Consider the following 19,312-nt stretch of genomic DNA (forward strand, 5'->3'; position numbering starts at 1 on the left):
TATGGATGCTTATGTGATTCTTTTGCTTGCTTGTGTCGCTGTTTTTCTAGTATTCCGGCTCAGGCAGTCCTTTCGCAAAACGAGAGGCAAAGCCGATCAAACGGATGAAATTCAACGAAAACTAGCGTTGTTAAAGAAAAAAAGGGATGAAGACTAAGGATTCCCTGTAGTATGATAGGGATGGACTTTTAGATAAACAGGAGGGGTTCTTTTTGGATCAGTGGATTTCATTTGCACAGGACCGTTGGTATTTACTAGTTGCTGCTATTATTATTTTATTTATTGTCATTGGGATTGTGAAAACAGTCATTAAATGGCTTGTTGTCATTGTAGTTGTCGGTGCGCTCATCGTTTATGGAGCAAGTTATAAGGATAAAATAAAGGATATTGGGACAAGCGTGGTAACCCAGGTTGGCGATGAGGTCAAAGACAAAGCAATCAGCACGTTGACTGCGGAAGCGAAAGAAGCCCAATTCAAGGCCAATCCTGACGGGTCCTTTATCGTTTCTACGAAGAGTCTGAAAGTGGAAGGCAAAGCAGGAACGGATGAAGTTCAGGTTACTTTTCTTGGCAAAACTTTTAAAATGAGTGCGAATGCCGCAGTGAATGCTTTCATTGAGCAAGCGAAGAAAAACGCAGGCTAGTAGAAATATGAGTAAGGATGGTGAGCAGTCATGACGGATATTACCTGGTTCAAAGCCAATTCAATTAATTTCATATCCATTGTGATTGTACTCACTTTCGCAGGCTCTGTCCTTCAAGGATTTTTCCGAGGCGGCTCTGGGTCCGCGAAACATCTTCTGTCCATGCTCGTGGAAGCGGTCGTCGTCATTGTGTCCATGTTCATAGCGTGGAAGGGTGTGCAGCTCATTTCGCCTTTGATTCAAACCTGGCTGAAAGGTCAGAATCTGCAAGTGCCATCCGTAGAGATTACTGCTCTTAAGCAAGCGTATTATACAGCTTTAACTAGCATTCGGGATTTCCCGCTGCTGCGTTTCGGCGTGTTGTTTCTGCTAGGCTATATGATTGTGAAGCAGCTCTTGAACCTGCTGATTGACCCGTTGATCGGACATTGGCTGGCGCATCGCGACCCTTATAGGGAACGCAGCAAATCGTTGATCTCTTCGGTTTCTGGAGGGGCTATCGGCTCTGTAGCCGGTTTTGCGCGAGCGCTCATTCTTATTGCCGTTTTGTTCATTTATGTAACTTTATTCCCGCATTCCATGGTAACCCCGTATATCGAGTCCTCTCAGATGTATCAAAAAGGGGCGAAGGAAGTCATTTCCCCGTTCACTGGAGATTTCATAGCCGATAAGGTGCCGGTGTTTACCCGGGCGGTGGAGCAGGAATTTACGAACATTTTACAACGAAAATATGAAGTTCTGGATGCGAAGGTCCCTGGCAACATCGTAGATGCAGCCAAAGAGGTAACCGCCAGTGGAACGACAGACGAAGAGAAAGCGAAACTGCTGTACAAATGGGTGGGGAGCCGGATCGAATACGATTGGGATAAAGTGAAGTTGTACGAAGAACAGCGTATCTGGAAGGAACAGACACCGGAGGATACGTTCAACACTCGAGAAGGGGTGTGCATCGATTATTCAAGATTATACGCTCAAATGGCTAGAGCTGTAGGTCTGGATGTTAAGGTTGTAACTGGCCTTGGATATGACGGCCAGGGCAGCTACGGGCCTCATGCTTGGAACGAAGTGTATCTGAAAGAGTCCAAAATTTGGGTGCCTTTGGATTCTACTTGGGTAGCCAGCGGGGGCAACTGGTTCAATCCGCCAAACTTTGACCAAACGCATATTAGAGATGTTTAATCAGGTTTAAAGTTAATAAAAGGAAGTAAAGTGCCTTCACTCGGAGATCCGGGGGGAGGCTTTTTTGTGATTTTTCTCATCCATTCGTAAATGTGGTAAACTAATAAGGTGCTATTTTGAGAACATGAAGGAGTCCGTATGTCGAAATCCATTCAGGAATATCCAATGATTTACTTAGATGCCGGAGATACGCTGCTAACGATTCCGGCAGCCCAAACGATTTTGAAACAGTACCTGGAGCTGCGCTCCGTGGAGCGGGACGAGGCTCATATTAGTGAACTGTTTACAGAGGCTTTTCGTCTATTTTATTATGTGAATAAACAAGATAACTTCATTGTGTGTTCGCCAGAGTCAGATCGTGAATTCTGGGTCAACCTATATAAATATGTGCTGCATAAACTGGGTATCCATGAGGAATGGACGGAGGAAGAGATTTTCAAGTGCTGTCACGAGCTTTACGACATCTATACGGCACCTGAGTACTATGAATTGTTTGATGATGTTAAGCCTTTTCTCGAACGTCTTCAGGCTCAGGGCTTTAGAATCGGGATTATTAGCAATTTTGCACCAACGTTGAAAGCAATTTTAGAAGATAAAGGGATTCTTCATTATTTTGATCCTGTCCTTGTGTCGACAGAGGTCGGTCTTGAGAAGCCGGATCCGGCAATTTTTCAGCTAGCCTTAGAGCGTGCAGGTGTAGCTGCCAAAGATGTGCTTTACATCGGCGATCACGAAACGAACGACGTTTGGGCGCCGAGTCAAGTCGGCATCGATGCGGTTCGCATTATCCGTTACGACTACCATACCGGGGAGGGTATTCGATCCCTGCTTGAGCTTTTTGATGATCAGCAAGCTATTGTGTAAGAAAGGATCTGAGTGTGATGAAACCATCCATAATGGATGATCCAAAGAAAAGAGAAATTACCAAGAAGCGGCATTTTTCGTTTCGGATCAATATCTTTTTCTTTATAACGTTCTTATTATTTTCCGTACTTATCGTACGTTTGGCCATTTTACAATTCGTTCAAGCCAAAGATTTGAAGGCAGCAGAGAATACGAATACGAATCAGACGAATAAAATTGCTCCGATCCGAGGCAACATTTATGACTCTACGAAATCACCTCTTGCCTATACCATCCCAGTGCAGTCCTTATTTTTCCGGATTGAGCCTTCCCAGCAGGATAAAGATGAAGTCATTCGCATGGCGAATAAGCTTAAGACAGACGTTTTTGATAAATACGGCAAACCGGATTCCAAGAAGCTGGAGCCCGCGGATATCGTGCTAGCCATGGACTTAGGCTATGATATCAATAAAAACAAAGTAAAAGACCCGAGTTATTACTGGGTTCCGCGTAAAATCAAAACCGATTTGTCCAATAAAGAAATCGCTTATTTATTAGAGCACAGGGATGAGTTCAAGTGGCTGGAAGTTACAGAAGAGAGCATCCGGACTTACGAATTGGACGATATGGACACAGACGGAATACCGTCAACGATCGCTCCGCAATTAATTGGTTACCTCAAAAGCTATTCGACAGAAAAAGCCAAGGAGATGTACCAAGATAATGAAAACAGTAAGGAATATCTCGATACCGAAAATGTCGGTTTCGATGGCATCGAGCGAATGTATCAGGACGAGCTTCGAGGGAAAAATGGGTATAAAATTTACCCCGTAAATGCCGCAATGAAAATTATCGGCCGCGCGACAGTAACGAAGCCGACTAAGGGTAACAACTTGTATCTGTCGATCAATAAAGATATTCAGAAAACGGCTGAAAAGGCGATCGCCGATCAGATTGCTTTTTTACATACCCCCTATGCGCGGAATGATGCCTTTATCAAATATGGGGCGAATGCGCAGGCCGGTTATGCGGTTGCTATGGAAGTAGACACGGGGCGCGTCGTAACGATGGCGAATTACCCTGACTACAATTCCAATGAATGGACAGGCGGCATCTCGCAAGCGACATTAGATGAAGTGGGTTCCTATATTGCTAATGGTTCGATTACAACTGCGTACCCAAAATACACTGATAAGGAGCGACCAAAACATCCGTCTTCGATCGTGTTCATGGGTTCCACAATCAAACCATTGTCCGTTCTGATTGGTTTAACTGAGAAATTGATTACACCTTCCAATCAATACTATTACGATTCGGGTACCTTCACGTTCGGTAAGGCGAATTCTACAAGTTCAATTTCCAATTCAGGGAGAACGGCTTATGGAAACTTGGATGCCTCCAGCTCTATCGAACACTCGTCTAATACGTATATGTCGGCGAAAGTCGGGATTCCGTTTTATCAGAAATATGGCGGCGAAAATCCCGTCGTAACGGACAAATGGGCGGAATATTTGGCGAAGTTCGGCTTAGGCGTCAAAACGGGAAGCGGCTTACCTGGCGAAATTGCAGGTTCGAATGACTTTAGTAAGAACGCCAAAAAAGATAGTTATCAATCTGCCATGGTGTATGCTTCATGGGGACAGAACGAGAAAACGACAACGCTGCAGCTCGCGCAATTCGCTGCCACACTGGGGAGCCGCGGTAAACGGATGAAGCCGTTGTACGTAGATGAGATTCGAAGCTTTGAAGGTGAACTAGTCAAAAAAGTGGAGCCTGAAGTGCTGGAAGATTCGAGCGCTTTGTTCGCCAAAAATGACTGGAACACCATCATCCATGGGATGAAGAGTGGCGCGGAAGGCATTGATGAGCTTCCGTATAACGTAGCTCGGAAGACAGGGACTTCGACGCAAGCCGTCGCAGGCGGAACCATCGACAACGCTGTGTTCATCGCCTTCGCGCCGGTCGAGAATCCGAAGCTCGCTATTGCGGTCGTCGTGCCGGAAGGCGGCTACGGGCGTTATGGCGCATCCCCGATTGCTGCCAAAATCTTTCAGGCTTACGATGCAGCCAACGAAGGTATATTGACCAAGCTTGGCGGCGGAAAGAGGCCTTGGTAGAAGTAGTAAAGCGTAAAAAACCTTCAAATCCACTTCACAAGTGGGCTTGAAGGTTTTTTTATATGCTTGTTTTGAGAAGTGAACCAAGTTTTCCAAAATTTAGTGAACTAAGTTGATGGCCACTCCGTCTGTATCAGGATACATCCTGATACAGAAGGGGGCTTTACAGTGATGAAATCGCCGATTGCGGATGATCCGAAGAAAAAAGAGTTGGCTCAAAAGAGGCATTTTTCGCTGCGGATCAATCTTTTTTTCTTTGTAACCTTTGTCTTATTTTCCATACTGATCGTGCGACTGGCTATGCTGCAGTTTGTTGAAACCAAAATACATAAGGCCGCAGAGAATAGAAATGGCACACAAACGATTCAAATTGCTCCCATCCGAGGCAACATCTATGATTCCTCGAAGTCTCCGCTTGCATATACCATTCCTATGCAATCCTTATTTTTTCGAATTGATCCCAGCGCGCAAAAGTTAGATGACTTAATTGCAATAGCGGATCGTCTTAAGTCCGATGTTTTCGACAAGTATGCCAAACCCAACTCGAAAAGCCCGACCCCGGAAGAAATCATTCTAGCCATGGACATTGGCTACAACTACCATAAGGTTGAAATCAAAAAACCGAGCTATTACTGGGTTCCACGAAGAATAAAGGCAGATTTGTCTAGCGATGAGATCGCCTATATTTTAGAGCACAGGGATGAATTCAAATGGTTAGACGTAACGGAGGAAAGCATTCGCACTTATGAAATGGATGATGACGGTAAGACTACAATTGCTACGCATTTAGTGGGGTATACGAACTCTTTTACTTCACCGACAGCCAAAGAAATCTACAAAGACAGCCCTATGGTTCAGGAATATTTGAGCTCAGAAAATGTGGGATTCGATGGCATTGAACGCATGTATCAGGATGAGCTGCGCGGCAGAAACGGCACTAAGACATACCCTGTTGACGCCGTTAACAAAATAATTGGGAGAGCCGATGTTACGGCTCCGGTTAAAGGAAATAATTTATATTTGACCCTACATAAAGATATCCAGAAAGCGACAGAACGAATGCTGGAGGAGCACATTAGTTACTTGCGCAGCCCATCGCATGCCAATGATTTGTATTTGAGTCTTGGGATGCAAGCAGCTTCCGGGTTTGCCGTTGCTATGGAGGTGGATACGGGACGCGTGGTTACGATGGCGAACTATCCAGATTACGATGCAAATGCGTGGACCGGTGGTATGTCGGCAAACGTCTATAAAGAAATCGAAACCTTTATTCCCAATGGCAGCATTCGAACGGCTAAAGCTAAGTATCCAGATGAAAAAGAAAATGCGAAACATCCATCATCCATTGTGTTCATGGGGTCCACGATCAAGCCTATGTCCGTGTTGATAGGGCTTAAAGAGAAATTTTTCAGCAGGTCTGGCAAGATTTATTACGATACGGGGTCGTTTAGCTTTGGAAAAGGAGGCAATAGCACCATCACCAATTCGGGGAAAGCGGCTTACGGGGATATGGATGCTGCAGGGGCCATTGAACATTCCTCTAACACGTTCATGTCTGAAAAAGTCGGTATTCCTTTCTGGGCCAAATTCGGCAGAGAAGATCCTGCTGTGACTGCCAAATGGGCAGCGTACATGGCGAAATTCGGAATGGGGATCAAAACAGGAAGCGGGCTGCCAGGCGAGCTTGCAGGATCGAATGATTTTATCAAAAATGCTGTAAAAGACAGTTATCAATCCGCAATGGTCTACGCATCATGGGGACAAAATGAGAAAACGACAACCTTGCAGCTTGCTCAGTACACAGCTACTTTGGCTAGTCGCGGGAAGCGGATGAAGCCGTTGTTCGTAGATGAAATTCGCGACTACCAGGGCCAATTGGTTAGGAAAGTAGAGTCTGAGATCCTGGAAGATTCCTCCTCAGAGTTTGCCAAAGAGGATTGGAACACCATTATCCATGGGATGAAAAGCGGCGCAGAAGGGATTGAAGAGTTACCGTTTAATGTGGCACGCAAAACAGGAACGTCCACCCAAAGTGTATCGGGAGGTTCGGTTGAAAACGCGGTCTTCATCGCCTTCGCACCCGCCGAGAACCCGAAGCTTGCTGTCGCGGTAGTTGTGCCGGAAGGCGGCTTTGGGCGCTATGGGGCAGCCCCGATTGCCGCCAAGATCTTTCAAGCTTACGATGCTGCCAATGACGGCGTTTTGACGAAGCTTGGCGGCGGAAAGCGGCCTTGGTAGTCTGCCGAAATAGCGGTCCATAGTTCCGTTAACCGCACGAAAAAGCAAGAAGAGAGAGGCTGCCTCAGACAGCAGCCTCTCTCCTCATGCTTTTACTGGCGTACTCGAATCCACACCGCCATCTCACCAACCCCACGATTTCCCCATTGGAAATAGGGAACAGCGTGTAAGGCGACTGGCTCAGCCGATGGCGCCCAACGGCGGTACGGCTCAGCCGAATCCGAATCTGAATCCGAAGCCCATGCCTCAGGTGTGGCATCTCGAAAGCCCTCGGCTTCAATCCTCACTGTGCCGCCAAGCACATCTGCGTCAGCCTCGACCTTCAGCCTCGTTCCGCTCTGGAGACTAAGGCTAGCCAGTGGAGTCCCATTGTCGGCCTGCTCAACGCAGTACACAAGCGGCCCCCTTTGGATCGCGGCTTTCCCGGCATTGCTGCGGATGAGCGGATTAGCTTGGATGAGATGTGCCTCCATCGGAAGCAGCCAAGTGACGATGTCACCGTCTGTCCAAATTCGCTCGATAATGGCGTAGCCATTCTGAGCCGTGTACGTATCCTCTTTCTCACCGTTGATGAGCAATTGTGGTTGGCCGTCGCACCAGTAGGGTACGCGCAACGCAAGTGTGAACGAACGCGGTTGAGCCAAGCTTAACGCAAGCGAGGCCTCCCCTTTCCAAGGCAACGAGCATACCTGCTTCAGTCCAACTTGTATCGCATCATCCAACATAATCGTGCTTTCGCTGCCGATAAACAAATGGCAATTGATTCGTCCTGCTTCTGTCGTATAAATGTACTCTCCAAGCGAGGAGAGAATCCGTGCCAAGTTAGGAGGGCAGCAAGCGCACCCAAACCATTTCTGGCGCTCAGCTTTGACATGACGTTTACCGGGATTCTCCGCTGAAGCTTGAGGCCAAACCTCGAGCGGATTCACATAAAAGAAGCGTTTGCCATCTTGACTCATACTGCCGATGATAATGTTATATAGCGCTCGTTCGATCACGTCGGCATACTCACTTCGTGTTTCAATACGCAGCATACGCTGTGCAAAAAACACTAAGCCGATGGAAGCGCAAGTCTCGGCATACACCGTATCATTCGGCAGATCATAGTCGAACGAGAACGCCTCCCCATGGTGCGTCGAACCGATGCCGCCAGTTATGTACATTTGCTTCTGCGTCATGTTCGCCCACAGCTTCTTGCAAGCAGCAAGCAGCTTCTCGTCCCCAGTCAGCCTAGCCAAATCAGCCATTGCCGTGTACATATATACGGCTCTAACCGAATGTCCGATTGCTGTATCTTGTTCACGAACAGGCAGATGGCTTTGATTATATATACTGCTCAGACTCGGCGCTGGGGTTTGACCAGCGCGATAGATTGAGGTTTTGCCCCGGCGCTCCCATTCGCCATCGAAATAATCAGGTTGCTGTCCTCGCTCATCGATGAAATAGCAGGCAAGCTGGAGATATTTCTCCTGCTTCGTTACCGTATACAATTTGATCAGGGCGAGTTCAATTTCTTGATGCCCGTCATAACCTCTTAGCTTCCCGTCCTGGGGTCCGAAAACATCATCAATATAATCCGCAAAACGGCACATCGCATCAAGCAGCTTCCTTTTCCCTGTAGCCTCAAAGTAAGCAACTGCAGCTTCAATCATATGGCCTGCGCAATACAATTCATGGCATTCATACAAGTTTGTCCAGCGCTTGCCGGGTTCCTTGATCGTATAGTAGGTATTCAAATAACCATCACTTTGCTGTGCCTGGACGATGAGGTCGATTGTCTCATCAGCTGTCTGCTCCAAAGCTGCATCAGGGTGCTGTTGAAGAGAATAGGCGACGGCTTCGAGCCATTTGGCGAGATCGGAGTCTTGGAACACCCAGCCATGGTATTCCCCTGTTTCCAAGCCTGCGGCAATTCGGAAATTATGGATCGCATGGCTTGGTTCAGCGTCCGGAACGCGATCATTCAGCGCTTCCCATTGATACGGAATGACGGTATTTCGAACTAGGCTGACGTAGTGATTCCAGAAGTCGTCGTTGATTTGGACTTGATTCAGAGACAATTTGTGTTTTTCAGGCAGCAGTGTATTTGACATGAAGCAACCTCCCGAATTTGCGAATAGGCTTTACTTACTCCAATTATATGAGGGATAATGGGGAAGAAATAGGTGGGAATGCAACTAATTATTTATAAAATTTCACACAATTTATTAAAGGAGTCCGCCGCCTGATGAAAGAGATATCGCTAGCTGCACCGCCTCTGCCTTATTATTTGGAAAGCGGATTTAGCACCTATACGGCAGGGGACACGCACCCGGATCGTGCAAGGTTAGGGATGTATGATCTTCTTTTCATTACAAAGGGTACACTTCATTTGGGGGAAGAGGAGCTGACATGGCGCTTGACCGAGGGCCAGTATGCACTGCTGCTTCCTGATAAATATCATTATTCTGTGAGGCCGTGCGATGCGGACTGTCATTTTTATTGGCTGCATTTTCAAACCGTGACCCCGTACATAATTAGAGAGAGCAAGGCTCTTCCGCTCAGCGAGTTCGTTTTACCTCAAAAAAATGAAATTACGCTGCATCAACAAGGGGCGGTGTCGGACCCTGAACGGCTTGAGCTGCTTTGGCGCCAACTTAAAGAGATGTCCGTCTCTGAGAGATCGTTATCGTTCTGGGAAGAACAGCGTATTTTCACGGAGATCTTGCGTACGCTAGACATCGGAAATAAGCCTGATGAACAGTCCAAAGTACATAGGTTGGCTGAGCGTATCGAAGCTTATATTAAGCAGCATTACTCGGATGATTTGACCAATGAGAGGTTAGTTGAGGAGTTTCATTTTCATCCGAATTACTTGAGCCGTTGTATGAAAAGTGTGTATGGCTGCACGCCATTAGAATATCTGGTTGCCTATCGAATCGAACAATCCAAGCTGCTGCTGCTGAAAACGCAATGGTCTATTGAGCGCATCTCTGAGGAGGTGGGCTTCCATCATGCCGCTTACTTCTCGAACTGTTTTCGGGCCAAAATAGGACTTTCACCGCTCGCCTACCGGAAGCAATATATAAGAGGCGGAACCCTTTTACCTACCTAAGCATATGGTGATGTAAGGAGGAAAGCCCTCCTTTACGCCAAAAGTTGCGCTAGGTAAACTTTTGTGCACAGAGAAAAGAAAGGTGGGGGACAGCATGAAAACAACGCGATTAACAGCATCATTAAAAAGACTGATCATTACCTTCATTTTCCTATGATAGACAGCTGAATGCGTACTTTCATCCTATTTCCAGTATGGCGGACGGATATGGTATACTAATGTATCGGTAGTCGCGAGAGATAGTTTGATGAATGGTACGGAGGAGTGAGTTTCACCATGTGTGGTATTACGGGTGTGATGTATTTTGAAGATAGAGAACCAACGGTTGCAATGCTGCAGCAAATGACAGATGTGATTGTGCATCGGGGACCGAACGATTCCGGTTTTTGGACGGATAATCGGATTGGTCTTGGGTTTCGACGGTTGTCCATTATTGATATTCAAGAAGGACATCAGCCGCTAGCCAATGAGGATGATTCCGTTTGGATCATTTTTAACGGAGAAATATATAATTACAAAGAATTACGCGGAATGCTGCAGGAACGCGGGCACCAATTCCGCACGCATAGTGATACGGAGGTTATTGTTCACCTTTATGAGGAGTTTGGAGAGGAATGCGTCAAGCATTTGCGCGGCATGTTCGGGTTCGTGATCTGGGACAAGAAAAAGAAGCAGCTGTTCGGAGCGAGAGACCATTTCGGCATTAAGCCGTTTTACTATCATGTCAACGACCGTCAGTTCTTGTTCGGCTCTGAAATTAAGAGCTTGCTCGCTGCGGACGGCATGAACCGGTTGATCCATACGGACAGCTTGCTGAACTATCTGACCTTTCAATATGTGCCAGAGCCGAATACGATGTTCCACGGCATCCACAAACTGCCGCCAGCCCACTATGTAAAGGTAACTTTCGATGGTGAAATGACGATACATAAGTATTGGGATCCGATGTTCGAGCCGGAAGAACGTCCTTTTGACTATTATGTGGAGCAAATCCGCGAAACGTTGAAGGACTCCGTCAAGCACCACATGGTCAGTGATGTGGAGCGGGGATGCTTCTTGTCCAGTGGGATTGACTCCACGGCCATCGCCACCCATATGCGGAACATCGAACCGATCCGCACGTTCTCCGTTGGCTTCGAAGGCGCCAACAACGAAACGCCGATCGCCGCCCAGACGGCTGCGACGCTTGGCACAGAGCACTACGATAAAGTCATCACGAAGGATGACTTCTTCAGTACGATGCCGAAGGCGATCTGGCACCAGGACGAGCCTGTCGCCGATCCTTCGGCCATTGCCCTCTACCACGTGGCGCAGCTTGCGCGCGAACACGTGACGGTTGTGCTGTCCGGCGAAGGCGCGGACGAGCTGTTCGGCGGCTATCGCATCTATCGCGAGCCGCAATCCTTGCGGCCGATTGATCAGCTGCCGCATTCGATCAAGCGCATGCTGAATCGCTTCGCCCGGATGCTGCCAAGCAGCGTGAAGGGGCGCAATTATGTCTTGCGCGGCACGACGCCGCTCGAGGAGCGTTTCCTCGGCAACGCGAAGATTTTCACAGAGGATATGAAAGCGGAAGTACTGCGCCTCGATACGGAGATGCTGCGGGCTTACAAGAATCCGGTGCAGATTGCTGGAGATTATTACAACAAGACCAAACATCTCGATCCGGTCAGCCGGATGCAATATATCGACATGAATCTGTGGATGCCCGGTGATATCCTTATGAAAGCCGATAAGATGACGATGGCGCATTCGCTTGAACTGCGTGTTCCTTTCCTAGATAAAGAGCTGTTCGAGGTGGCACGCCGCATCCCGGCGAAATATCGAATTGCGAATGGAACAACCAAATATATTTTCCGCAAAGCGATGGAAGGCATCATCCCGGATCCGATTCTGAATCGTCCGAAGCTGGGCTTCCCAGTACCTCTGCGCCAATGGATTCAAGGCTCGATGGGTGATGTGCTGCTTGAGCAGATCAAAGCCAGCGGGATTGAAGATTACATTAACATGAACACGGTAGAACGCATGCTTCAGAAGCACCGGAGCGGTCAGGGCGATTATGCGCGCCGGATTTGGACGATCTATATTTTTGCCCTCTGGCATATGACTTTTATGGAAGAGCTGCCTAAGAAAGTACTCGCTGCTTACTAGGTCTATGAAGGACAGGAGATGGGGAACGTGGGAACTTATAAGTTAATAGCCCTCGATATGGACGGTACCTTACTGGATGAGGAGAAGAAAATATCTCCGGAAAATCAATCCGCCATTCGTCAAGCGACGGAGGCTGGCAAAATAGTCATCATGTCGACCGGCCGCGGAGCCATAAGCGCCATGCCTTATATTCAGGAGTTGGGGTTGTCTACACCTATGGTTATGGTGAATGGCGGCGAAGTATGGGAGTCGCCGGATAAATTGCTTCGGCGGACACTGCTTCCTGTGGAAACCGTGAGCCGCTTGCATGCATTAGCTGAGGAGCATGACTGCTGGTGGTGGGCTTACTCTGTCGAAGAAGGGGTCTTCAACCGCGAGCGTGAAGGCTTGGATATCCCGAACAGCGAATGGCTAAAGTTCGGTTTCTTCACGGAAAATGCGGAGAAATTACACCGAATTCGCGAAATTGCCGAGAGCTGGGGAACACTTGAAATCACCAATTCCCATCCCTCGAATATTGAATTAAACCCGCTTGGGATTAGTAAAGCGAGTGGTGTGGAGGCCGTTTGTCAGCTTCTGGGGATTCAGATGTCGGAAGTCATTGCGATGGGAGACAGCCAGAATGATATCACGATGATTCGTGAAGCGGGTCTTGGTGTAGCCATGGGCAATGCACAGGATGAAGTTAAACAGATTGCAGATATCACGACGGTTACCAACGAAGAAAGTGCGGTCGCCAAAATCATTCATGCGTATATGCTGTAAAAGCTATAAGACTTTTAGCCAGTACAATAACGGATGGAGATGAGTCCATGATCACGTTAGCCTGGAGCTTGGTCATTCTTTTGTTTGTTGTAGGTATGGTAGGCGCGGTATATCCAGTGCTGCCAGGTGTTTTGGCGATATATGCAGCATTCTTCCTGTACGGGTGGTTGATTAGCTTCGAGCCGTTCGGCTGGGTGTTCTGGACGACACAAACCCTGATTGTCATCATTATTATGGTTGCTGATTATGCGGTCAGCGCGATGGGAGTCAAGAAATTCGGAGGTTCGAAGGCGGCTGTGATTGGGAGTACTATTGGCCTCATTATTGGGCCCTTCGTCATTCCGGCCTTCGGATTAATCATAGGACCTTTCTTAGGTGCTGTGATTGGCGAAATCATCATCGGCACCAAATGGCAGAATGCGATCAGCGCGGGGATTGGCTCCGTGATCGGTTTCTTTGCCAGTAGTGCTGTCAAAATCGTACTGCAGCTTGCGATGATTGTTCTCTTCTTAATTTGGGTTTTTTAATTGAACAGGATGTTGTTTGAATACGGGATTAGAGAGTAGGAACACATTTGACGAAGGAAACCAAAGATTCTCTTGTAAAAGGGACGCTCATTCTCACCGTAGCCGCGCTTGTAGCGCGGTTTCTCGGCGTTTTCCAGCGTATTCCGCTGGTTCACCTGCTGCATGAGGGTGGAATGGGCAGTTATTCGATTGCTTTTAATCTGTACTCTATTCTTCTTGTTGTAGCAACGGCAGGGATTCCCAGCGCGTTAAGCAAAATGGTGTCGGAGAAATACGCAATCGGACGACCTGCCGAGGCAGAGCGAATCTATCGCGCGGCCATTTTATTTGCTATCGTTGCCGGTGCGCTCATGACCGTGCTGTTATATGTATTCGCACCGATTTATGCCGAACAAATTTCACGCGGGGGACCCGACGCTACGCTGGCAACTCGCGCTATCGCGCCGGCCATGCTCTTCTTCCCGCTAATTGCGATTATGCGCGGCTACTTCCAAGGCAGACAAAACATGATGCCTAACGGGGTATCGCAAGTTGTGGAACAAATATTCAGACTGGTCACCTCGATTGGTCTTGCCTTTATTCTATTAAACATTAGCTTGGCCTGGGGTGTAGCAGGTGCATCATTCGGTGGAGTCATGGGGGGAATTGCCGCTCTAGCGGTTATGCTCTACTATGCGATGAAACTCAAACGCAGGGATGCTCAAAGGTTGAAAGAGCATGTGTCTCACGCGGCGGCTAATGAAACTGCAGCCGGACATTCCTCGGCTTCAGCAACAGCGCCGGCAAAGTATAGGGACATTTACCGCAGCCTGCTGAAGCTGTCGATTCCGATCGTCATCTTTTCGGTGACGGTTACGTTGGTCTATGCGATCGATACATCGATCATTATTCCCCTATTGGAGGGAACAATTGGCAGCAGCGAGGCGCTTGGGTTGGTCGGTATTATCGGAGGCCGCGCGCAATCTCTCGCGGGTATCCCGATTATCTTGGCGATTGCGCTCAGTCAATCTGTCGTGCCAATCATCTCAGCGGCTTACTCCCGCAAAGATCTGAAACAGGTGGGGCACCAAACAACCAGAGTGCTGCAGTTGTCTATTCTATCGGGACTGCCTGCGGTGCTTGTGATCGCAATTGCTGCGCGTCCGCTCGATTTCTTCATGTTTGGACATGAGGATACAGCTTATGGTATGAGTCACGGACCCTACATGATCTCCTTGTTAACTTTAGGTGCTATGTTCCAAATTATCATGCAGACCTCCGGTGCCGTATTGATGGGCATGGGCCGTATGAAACCGCTGATGCTGCATGTTGCTGTTGGTATTGCGGTTAAGCTGGCAGGAAGCTTCTTGCTTGCTCCATTGTTCGGCATTTATGGCATCATCGGCTCCACAGGACTTTGCTTCATCGCCATGTCATGGCTCAATTTGCGCACGCTGCGCAAAGAAGTGAAGTTCACCATTCTTGGACGACGCTTCATCGGTTTAATGATTTCGATTGTGGTCATCGCCGGCTTAGGCATCGCAGCAGAGCGATTGACCCATACATATCTGCAACCAACGAGCTTGTACAGGATCAACGAAGGAATCAACGCTGTGCTCGTTTGCGGCTTCACGGCAGCTTTATACCCGCTGATGCTAATGGTGACGCGAGTTGTTACCAAGGACGACGTGAAGAATTTTCCAGCGCCTGTTCAAAAGCTGATTGGCAAAGCAAGTCGCCTTACCGGACGACGTTCATAGCCTGCGCAGCAAGTATGGCAAGCTCAATGCTATTAAGCCCTTCGCTCATGGCGGGGGTTAGATCAATGGTCTGTGGCACTTCGATCGGGCGCAGATGCTCCATTGGTGCTTCGATGTCCTGAAACCAGTCGCCAGGTTCCACGGGCATAAGCGGCCTATCCGGCCATACAGTTTCAAGTGTAGGACTATACAAAGGCGAGCTTCCTTGCTTAAGGAAGCAGCCATCCAGCCTCTCCTGATAAAGATAATCAGGGGGGGCTTTTTGTATAGAGGAAAATAAGTGGGGCCAATAGTCCGCGCGTGAACCCGTGTGAGGCGTCGATGTGGCGAAGCGGAGAACGCCCTGCAGAACTTCAGGTACTCCGAATAGAAGAGCATAAAGGTTTTTCCCAAGGCCTATGCGTTCAGCTAAGTTGGCAAAATTCTCGAGAATAAGTCCAGCCAGACGGGGCTGGGGGGAATCGGTTTCGGTGGACTGGGACCAAAAGGGGAAACCGACTTGATTCATTTGCAGCCAGCCTTGGGCTTTGAAAAGTGCCTTATTTAGCACGGTTTGTTGGAACTGTCCCTTTTGGACAATACGCTGTTCGATATAATTTTGTTCATTCACAATAAGAGCAATCGTTAGCGCGGCGGAGTCTGTGCCAGTCCAAAATTCATGCCAGACAGGAACCATCCACATAGAAATATCTAAATGGGGAAGCAAGTGAAACAGATTCTTCTTGCACTTCTTACTAGCCTCATAAAGCAGCAATTGCGGATAAGCATCTTGAAAAATAAGAGCGTTCGCGCGCTCTAGAAAAGCAAACAGGTGCTCAGCTTGATCAGTGTCAACGAGACGTGGTAAAAGCTCGCCTTTCAGGTCGGTCATGTTCCAGCCGCCGTTGCGGGAGACCATATGGGCAAGCAGAGCCCAGTGAAGCTCAGGATACGCTTGGTAACAAGCCCAATAGGCCATTGTACGCGTTACGTTATTCCGGTTCTCCTTCTGGGTTCTTACCCGGATAGCCTCCACTAGCCCACTCTCCTCCAATGTAAGAGGGAAAGGCTGAACACCGCCTCGAAGCAGTTCTAATTGCTGGACGAGGCCCTTTTCTAATCTTTCAGCAATGTTTGTTGATAAAGGGATAGTGTCCAAACTTATTGATCTCATAATGACCTCCTCGACCGAACCCGAATCATCTCCTTATTGTTGGCCTTTTTCCCGTAGGTATGTGCGGATTATAGGTATTTAAGGCTACTTTTTTCCATAAATGGGGGAAGAACCTGATAATAAAATCCAATTACTGGCATGACTTTATGCATAAAATGAACTAACAGAAGTCAGCGTTGGCGGGGTGATTTACATCAGTATCAACATGCATGTGGCAAGTTGTCGTCCATGTCCTAAGAAGGCGTCCAAACGACGAAAAAAGAAGTCCAGGCATAGAATCAAACGTCTAAGAGTCAAATATTTGGCGCAGACTTATTTCTTCTATGCCATTTCCGATGGGGAGAAAAGGATATATACCAATGAGGATCAGGTTCCTGATTATGGGATTCAATCTATTCCGAGCCCGAAGATCATCTCTTATCGACAAGTTTTTGTGAACGGTGTGCTTCAGCCGCGAACGTTATATCGCATACGGGAAGGTTCTTTAACTTTGACCTCAGAGGATGTTCCAGAAAAAGGAGTCCCCATCATTGTCCAAAGTATTCGCATCTATAGATAGCTATTGTGAATTAGGGAAGGGGGTGAATTTATGGTAGCGTCTCTGATTAAACTTCATTTGACCGCAACAGCTACGGCACCAACGGCTAGTGGAACTGAAGTTGAAACAACGGTCGACCCAGTTGTAACTAGATTTAACGCATTTCTTACATCAGGTATGATAACAACGAATACAACGATTCCCGCAGCAAGTTTCTTAGATGACAATGGCGAAGCGATTACAGACCTTCCTGCACCGCCGACAGACGGTTACTACAACGTATATGTCAACGGTGTGCTGCAAGAGGGAGGATTGTCCACGCTTACAACAGCATCTCTGGTTTTAGCCACAATAGATGCAGCAGTTGGTACTCCAGTCGTTCTCGAAGTCTCCGATTTCTCAACTACGACTTCTACGGTTACCATACAGCCGATAATTACTGAACCGACAATTACGGTTTTTGCGTAATACAAAAAACATCCCTCTAGCCTAGGCTAGTAGGGATGTTTTTTTTACAGCATTCAGTCCGATTCCTCCGGTTGGGGCTGACTGATGTTTGGCCGAGGCAACCGCCCCGCACGCTGCATCGATTCCCGAAGCAAATACTCAATATGGCTGTTGACGCTCCGGAACTCATCCTCCGCCCAGCGCTCCAATGCTTCATAGAGCTTGGGATCGAGTCGGAGCGCGAAGTTTTTCTTAGAAGCCATAGCGGTGCCCGTTTAGTAAAGCGAGCCGGTATTGATGACCGGACTCGCTGAGCGGTCCGATACAATGGCTACTAGCAAATTGTTGATCATGGCCGCCTTTCTCTCTTCATCCAAATGCAAACCTTCGGCTTCGAGGCGGGAGATGGCCATCTGAACCATGCCGACAGCTCCGTCCACAATCGTTTGGCGGGCGGATAGAATCGCTGAGGCTTGCTGACGCTGAAGCATCGCGCTTGCGATTTCCGTTGAGTAAGCAAGGTGAGTGAGACGAGACTCCATGACTTCGACACCTGCAACGGAGAGACGATGCTGAAGTTCAAGGCTCAGCTCAGCGGCTACTTCATCGGCATTCCCCCGGAGCGAATAACCTTCGCTGTCGAAACGGTCGTAAGGATACTTGCTAGCTACATGGCGGAGCGCTGTTTCACTTTGAATTTCAACGAACTTCTCATAACTGTCCACATCAAAAAGCGCTTTGTACGTATCGACCACTTTGAACACGACGACGGCCGCGATTTCGATCGGATTGCCCTCGATATCGTTAACTTTCAGCTTGACGCTGTTAAAATTGCGAACCCGTAAGGAAATTTTCTTTCTATTTGAAAATGGGACAATGAGCCACAAGCCGCTCTTCCGGATCGTGCCTAAGTAACTGCCGAAGAACGTAACAACGGAAGCTTCGTTCGGCTGAACGGCCGTAATCGTCGAAACAAAGATAATGCCAAGTATGATTAAAATGATACCTGGCGCAATTCGTTCTTGTGTAAGGAGTAAAACCCCTAATCCTCCGCCAATAATAAATAACAAAATACCTAGAAATCCGTTAATGGACCAAGCTTGTTTTTCGTTCATGTAAGCAACACCCTTTCAAGTTGGAGTAGCGATTTCATTTGGATATTATCTTGATATAATAATGATATCACTTTTTACTAATAATGTAAATATAACTGAAAAGGAAGATGATGTCATTCGTATATCTTGACACACTATTTGGGGCATGCTATAAGTTAATAAATTCTTAGCAGTGAGGTGCTCATGATGTTGAAAATTTCCAATGAACAAGTTTTTCAAGAACAAATCTCGCAACCCGGATTGACGGTTGCTGTATTTAAAGCTACTTGGTGCAAGGACTGCCACTTTATTAATCCCTTCATGCCAGCTGTAGAAGAGGCTTATGCGGGGCGAATTACTTTTGTTGAGCTCGATCGTGACGAAGTGCCGGATTTGTGTGAGCAGCTGAACATTCTTGGTATTCCAAGCTTTATCGCCTTCCGCGATGGCAAAGAGCTTGTACGTTTCGTCAGTAAATTACGTAAAACACGCGATGAAATTGAGCAGTTCCTTGATCGGGCTCTCGAAGTATCCAGTGCGCTTGCTCCATAAATAAAAGCAAAAGAAACGGCTCTAATCAGAGCCGTTTTTTTAGCTATGTCAACCATTACAGTCCTTACAAACCGCGTGAAAATCACAACTTCGCCACGAGTTTAGCCGAACATGCTTGGTTTCGGAGCTTTGTAACAATTGCGAATGGATTTGCCAACTTTTTAAAGATATAATTGAAAACGAACCAAACATAATTTCGACAATATTCACAGAAGTCACGACGTAAAAGTA

Annotated in this window: 18 protein-coding genes; 14 read left to right on the forward strand and 4 right to left on the reverse strand. The window is 47.6% G+C overall.

The window, feature by feature from the left end; all coding sequences use genetic code 11:
• The first annotated feature begins 1 nt into the window (after position 1).
• From AC58VC_RS30865 to AC58VC_RS30890, 6 genes are all read left to right on the forward strand, one after another.
• Positions 2-157: a hypothetical protein gene (locus AC58VC_RS30865; protein ID WP_497374556.1), complete on the forward strand. Its 156-nt coding sequence runs from the start codon at positions 2-4 to the stop codon at positions 155-157.
• Positions 158-212: 55 nt separating this feature from the next.
• A complete protein-coding gene (locus AC58VC_RS30870; protein ID WP_497374558.1) occupies positions 213-644 on the forward strand; it encodes a hypothetical protein in 432 nt (143 codons plus the stop codon).
• A 30-nt stretch (positions 645-674) separates the two neighbouring features.
• A complete protein-coding gene (locus AC58VC_RS30875; RefSeq protein ID WP_497374560.1) occupies positions 675-1,823 on the forward strand; it encodes a transglutaminase domain-containing protein in 1,149 nt (382 codons plus the stop codon).
• Between the two features lie 138 nt (positions 1,824-1,961).
• Complete coding sequence (locus tag AC58VC_RS30880) at positions 1,962-2,687, forward strand: HAD-IA family hydrolase (protein WP_497374562.1); 726 nt, start codon at positions 1,962-1,964, stop codon at positions 2,685-2,687.
• A gap of 17 nt (positions 2,688-2,704) precedes the next feature.
• Positions 2,705-4,783, forward strand: a complete 2,079-nt coding sequence (locus AC58VC_RS30885; RefSeq protein WP_497374564.1) for a peptidoglycan D,D-transpeptidase FtsI family protein — start codon at positions 2,705-2,707, stop codon at positions 4,781-4,783.
• A 171-nt stretch (positions 4,784-4,954) separates the two neighbouring features.
• Entirely contained in the window at positions 4,955-7,021 is a 2,067-nt protein-coding gene (locus tag AC58VC_RS30890) for a peptidoglycan D,D-transpeptidase FtsI family protein (RefSeq protein ID WP_497374730.1), read from the forward strand.
• 92 nt (positions 7,022-7,113) lie between these two features.
• Here the strand turns inward: AC58VC_RS30890 and AC58VC_RS30895 are convergent, their stop codons facing one another.
• Positions 7,114-9,114, reverse strand: coding sequence for a glycoside hydrolase family 127 protein (locus tag AC58VC_RS30895; protein ID WP_497374566.1), 2,001 nt, complete (start codon positions 9,112-9,114; stop codon positions 7,114-7,116).
• Between the two features lie 134 nt (positions 9,115-9,248).
• Here AC58VC_RS30895 and AC58VC_RS30900 point away from each other — a divergent pair, with 134 nt between their 5' ends.
• From AC58VC_RS30900 to AC58VC_RS30920, 5 genes are all read left to right on the forward strand, one after another.
• Positions 9,249-10,115, forward strand: coding sequence for a helix-turn-helix transcriptional regulator (locus AC58VC_RS30900; protein WP_497374568.1), 867 nt, complete (start codon positions 9,249-9,251; stop codon positions 10,113-10,115).
• A gap of 276 nt (positions 10,116-10,391) precedes the next feature.
• Positions 10,392-12,266: an asparagine synthase (glutamine-hydrolyzing) gene (asnB, locus tag AC58VC_RS30905; protein WP_497374570.1), complete on the forward strand. Its 1,875-nt coding sequence runs from the start codon at positions 10,392-10,394 to the stop codon at positions 12,264-12,266.
• Between the two features lie 27 nt (positions 12,267-12,293).
• A complete protein-coding gene (locus AC58VC_RS30910) occupies positions 12,294-13,031 on the forward strand; it encodes a Cof-type HAD-IIB family hydrolase (RefSeq protein WP_497374572.1) in 738 nt (245 codons plus the stop codon).
• 47 nt (positions 13,032-13,078) lie between these two features.
• Positions 13,079-13,558, forward strand: coding sequence for a DUF456 domain-containing protein (locus AC58VC_RS30915; protein WP_497374574.1), 480 nt, complete (start codon positions 13,079-13,081; stop codon positions 13,556-13,558).
• A 47-nt stretch (positions 13,559-13,605) separates the two neighbouring features.
• A complete protein-coding gene (locus AC58VC_RS30920; RefSeq protein WP_497374576.1) occupies positions 13,606-15,297 on the forward strand; it encodes a putative polysaccharide biosynthesis protein in 1,692 nt (563 codons plus the stop codon).
• Here AC58VC_RS30920 and AC58VC_RS30925 read toward each other — a convergent pair.
• Entirely contained in the window at positions 15,278-16,450 is a 1,173-nt protein-coding gene (locus AC58VC_RS30925) for a DUF2515 domain-containing protein (RefSeq protein ID WP_497374578.1), read from the reverse strand. The two genes, AC58VC_RS30920 and AC58VC_RS30925, sit on opposite strands and share 20 nt — an antisense overlap.
• Positions 16,451-16,751: 301 nt before the next feature.
• Here AC58VC_RS30925 and AC58VC_RS30930 point away from each other — a divergent pair, with 301 nt between their 5' ends.
• Positions 16,752-17,009 (forward strand): DUF4183 domain-containing protein, encoded by a 258-nt coding sequence (locus AC58VC_RS30930; protein ID WP_497374580.1) that lies wholly within the window; start codon positions 16,752-16,754, stop codon positions 17,007-17,009.
• A gap of 30 nt (positions 17,010-17,039) precedes the next feature.
• Positions 17,040-17,456: a DUF4183 domain-containing protein gene (locus AC58VC_RS30935; protein WP_497374582.1), complete on the forward strand. Its 417-nt coding sequence runs from the start codon at positions 17,040-17,042 to the stop codon at positions 17,454-17,456.
• Positions 17,457-17,509: 53 nt separating this feature from the next.
• Here AC58VC_RS30935 and AC58VC_RS30940 read toward each other — a convergent pair whose 3' ends face one another.
• Together AC58VC_RS30940 and AC58VC_RS30945 are read right to left on the reverse strand one after the other, a co-directional pair.
• Entirely contained in the window at positions 17,510-17,698 is a 189-nt protein-coding gene (locus AC58VC_RS30940) for a type II toxin-antitoxin system antitoxin (RefSeq protein ID WP_497374584.1), read from the reverse strand.
• Between the two features lie 12 nt (positions 17,699-17,710).
• Positions 17,711-18,550, reverse strand: a complete 840-nt coding sequence (locus AC58VC_RS30945; RefSeq protein ID WP_161408681.1) for an SPFH domain-containing protein — start codon at positions 18,548-18,550, stop codon at positions 17,711-17,713.
• A gap of 186 nt (positions 18,551-18,736) precedes the next feature.
• Here AC58VC_RS30945 and AC58VC_RS30950 point away from each other — a divergent pair, with 186 nt between their 5' ends.
• Positions 18,737-19,081 carry a thioredoxin family protein gene (locus AC58VC_RS30950; protein ID WP_497374586.1) on the forward strand — a complete coding sequence of 115 codons (345 nt, stop codon included), beginning with the start codon at positions 18,737-18,739 and terminating at the stop codon, positions 19,079-19,081.
• Positions 19,082-19,312: the final 231 nt, after the last annotated feature.

This window comes from Paenibacillus sp. J22R67 (genome assembly GCF_059692175.1).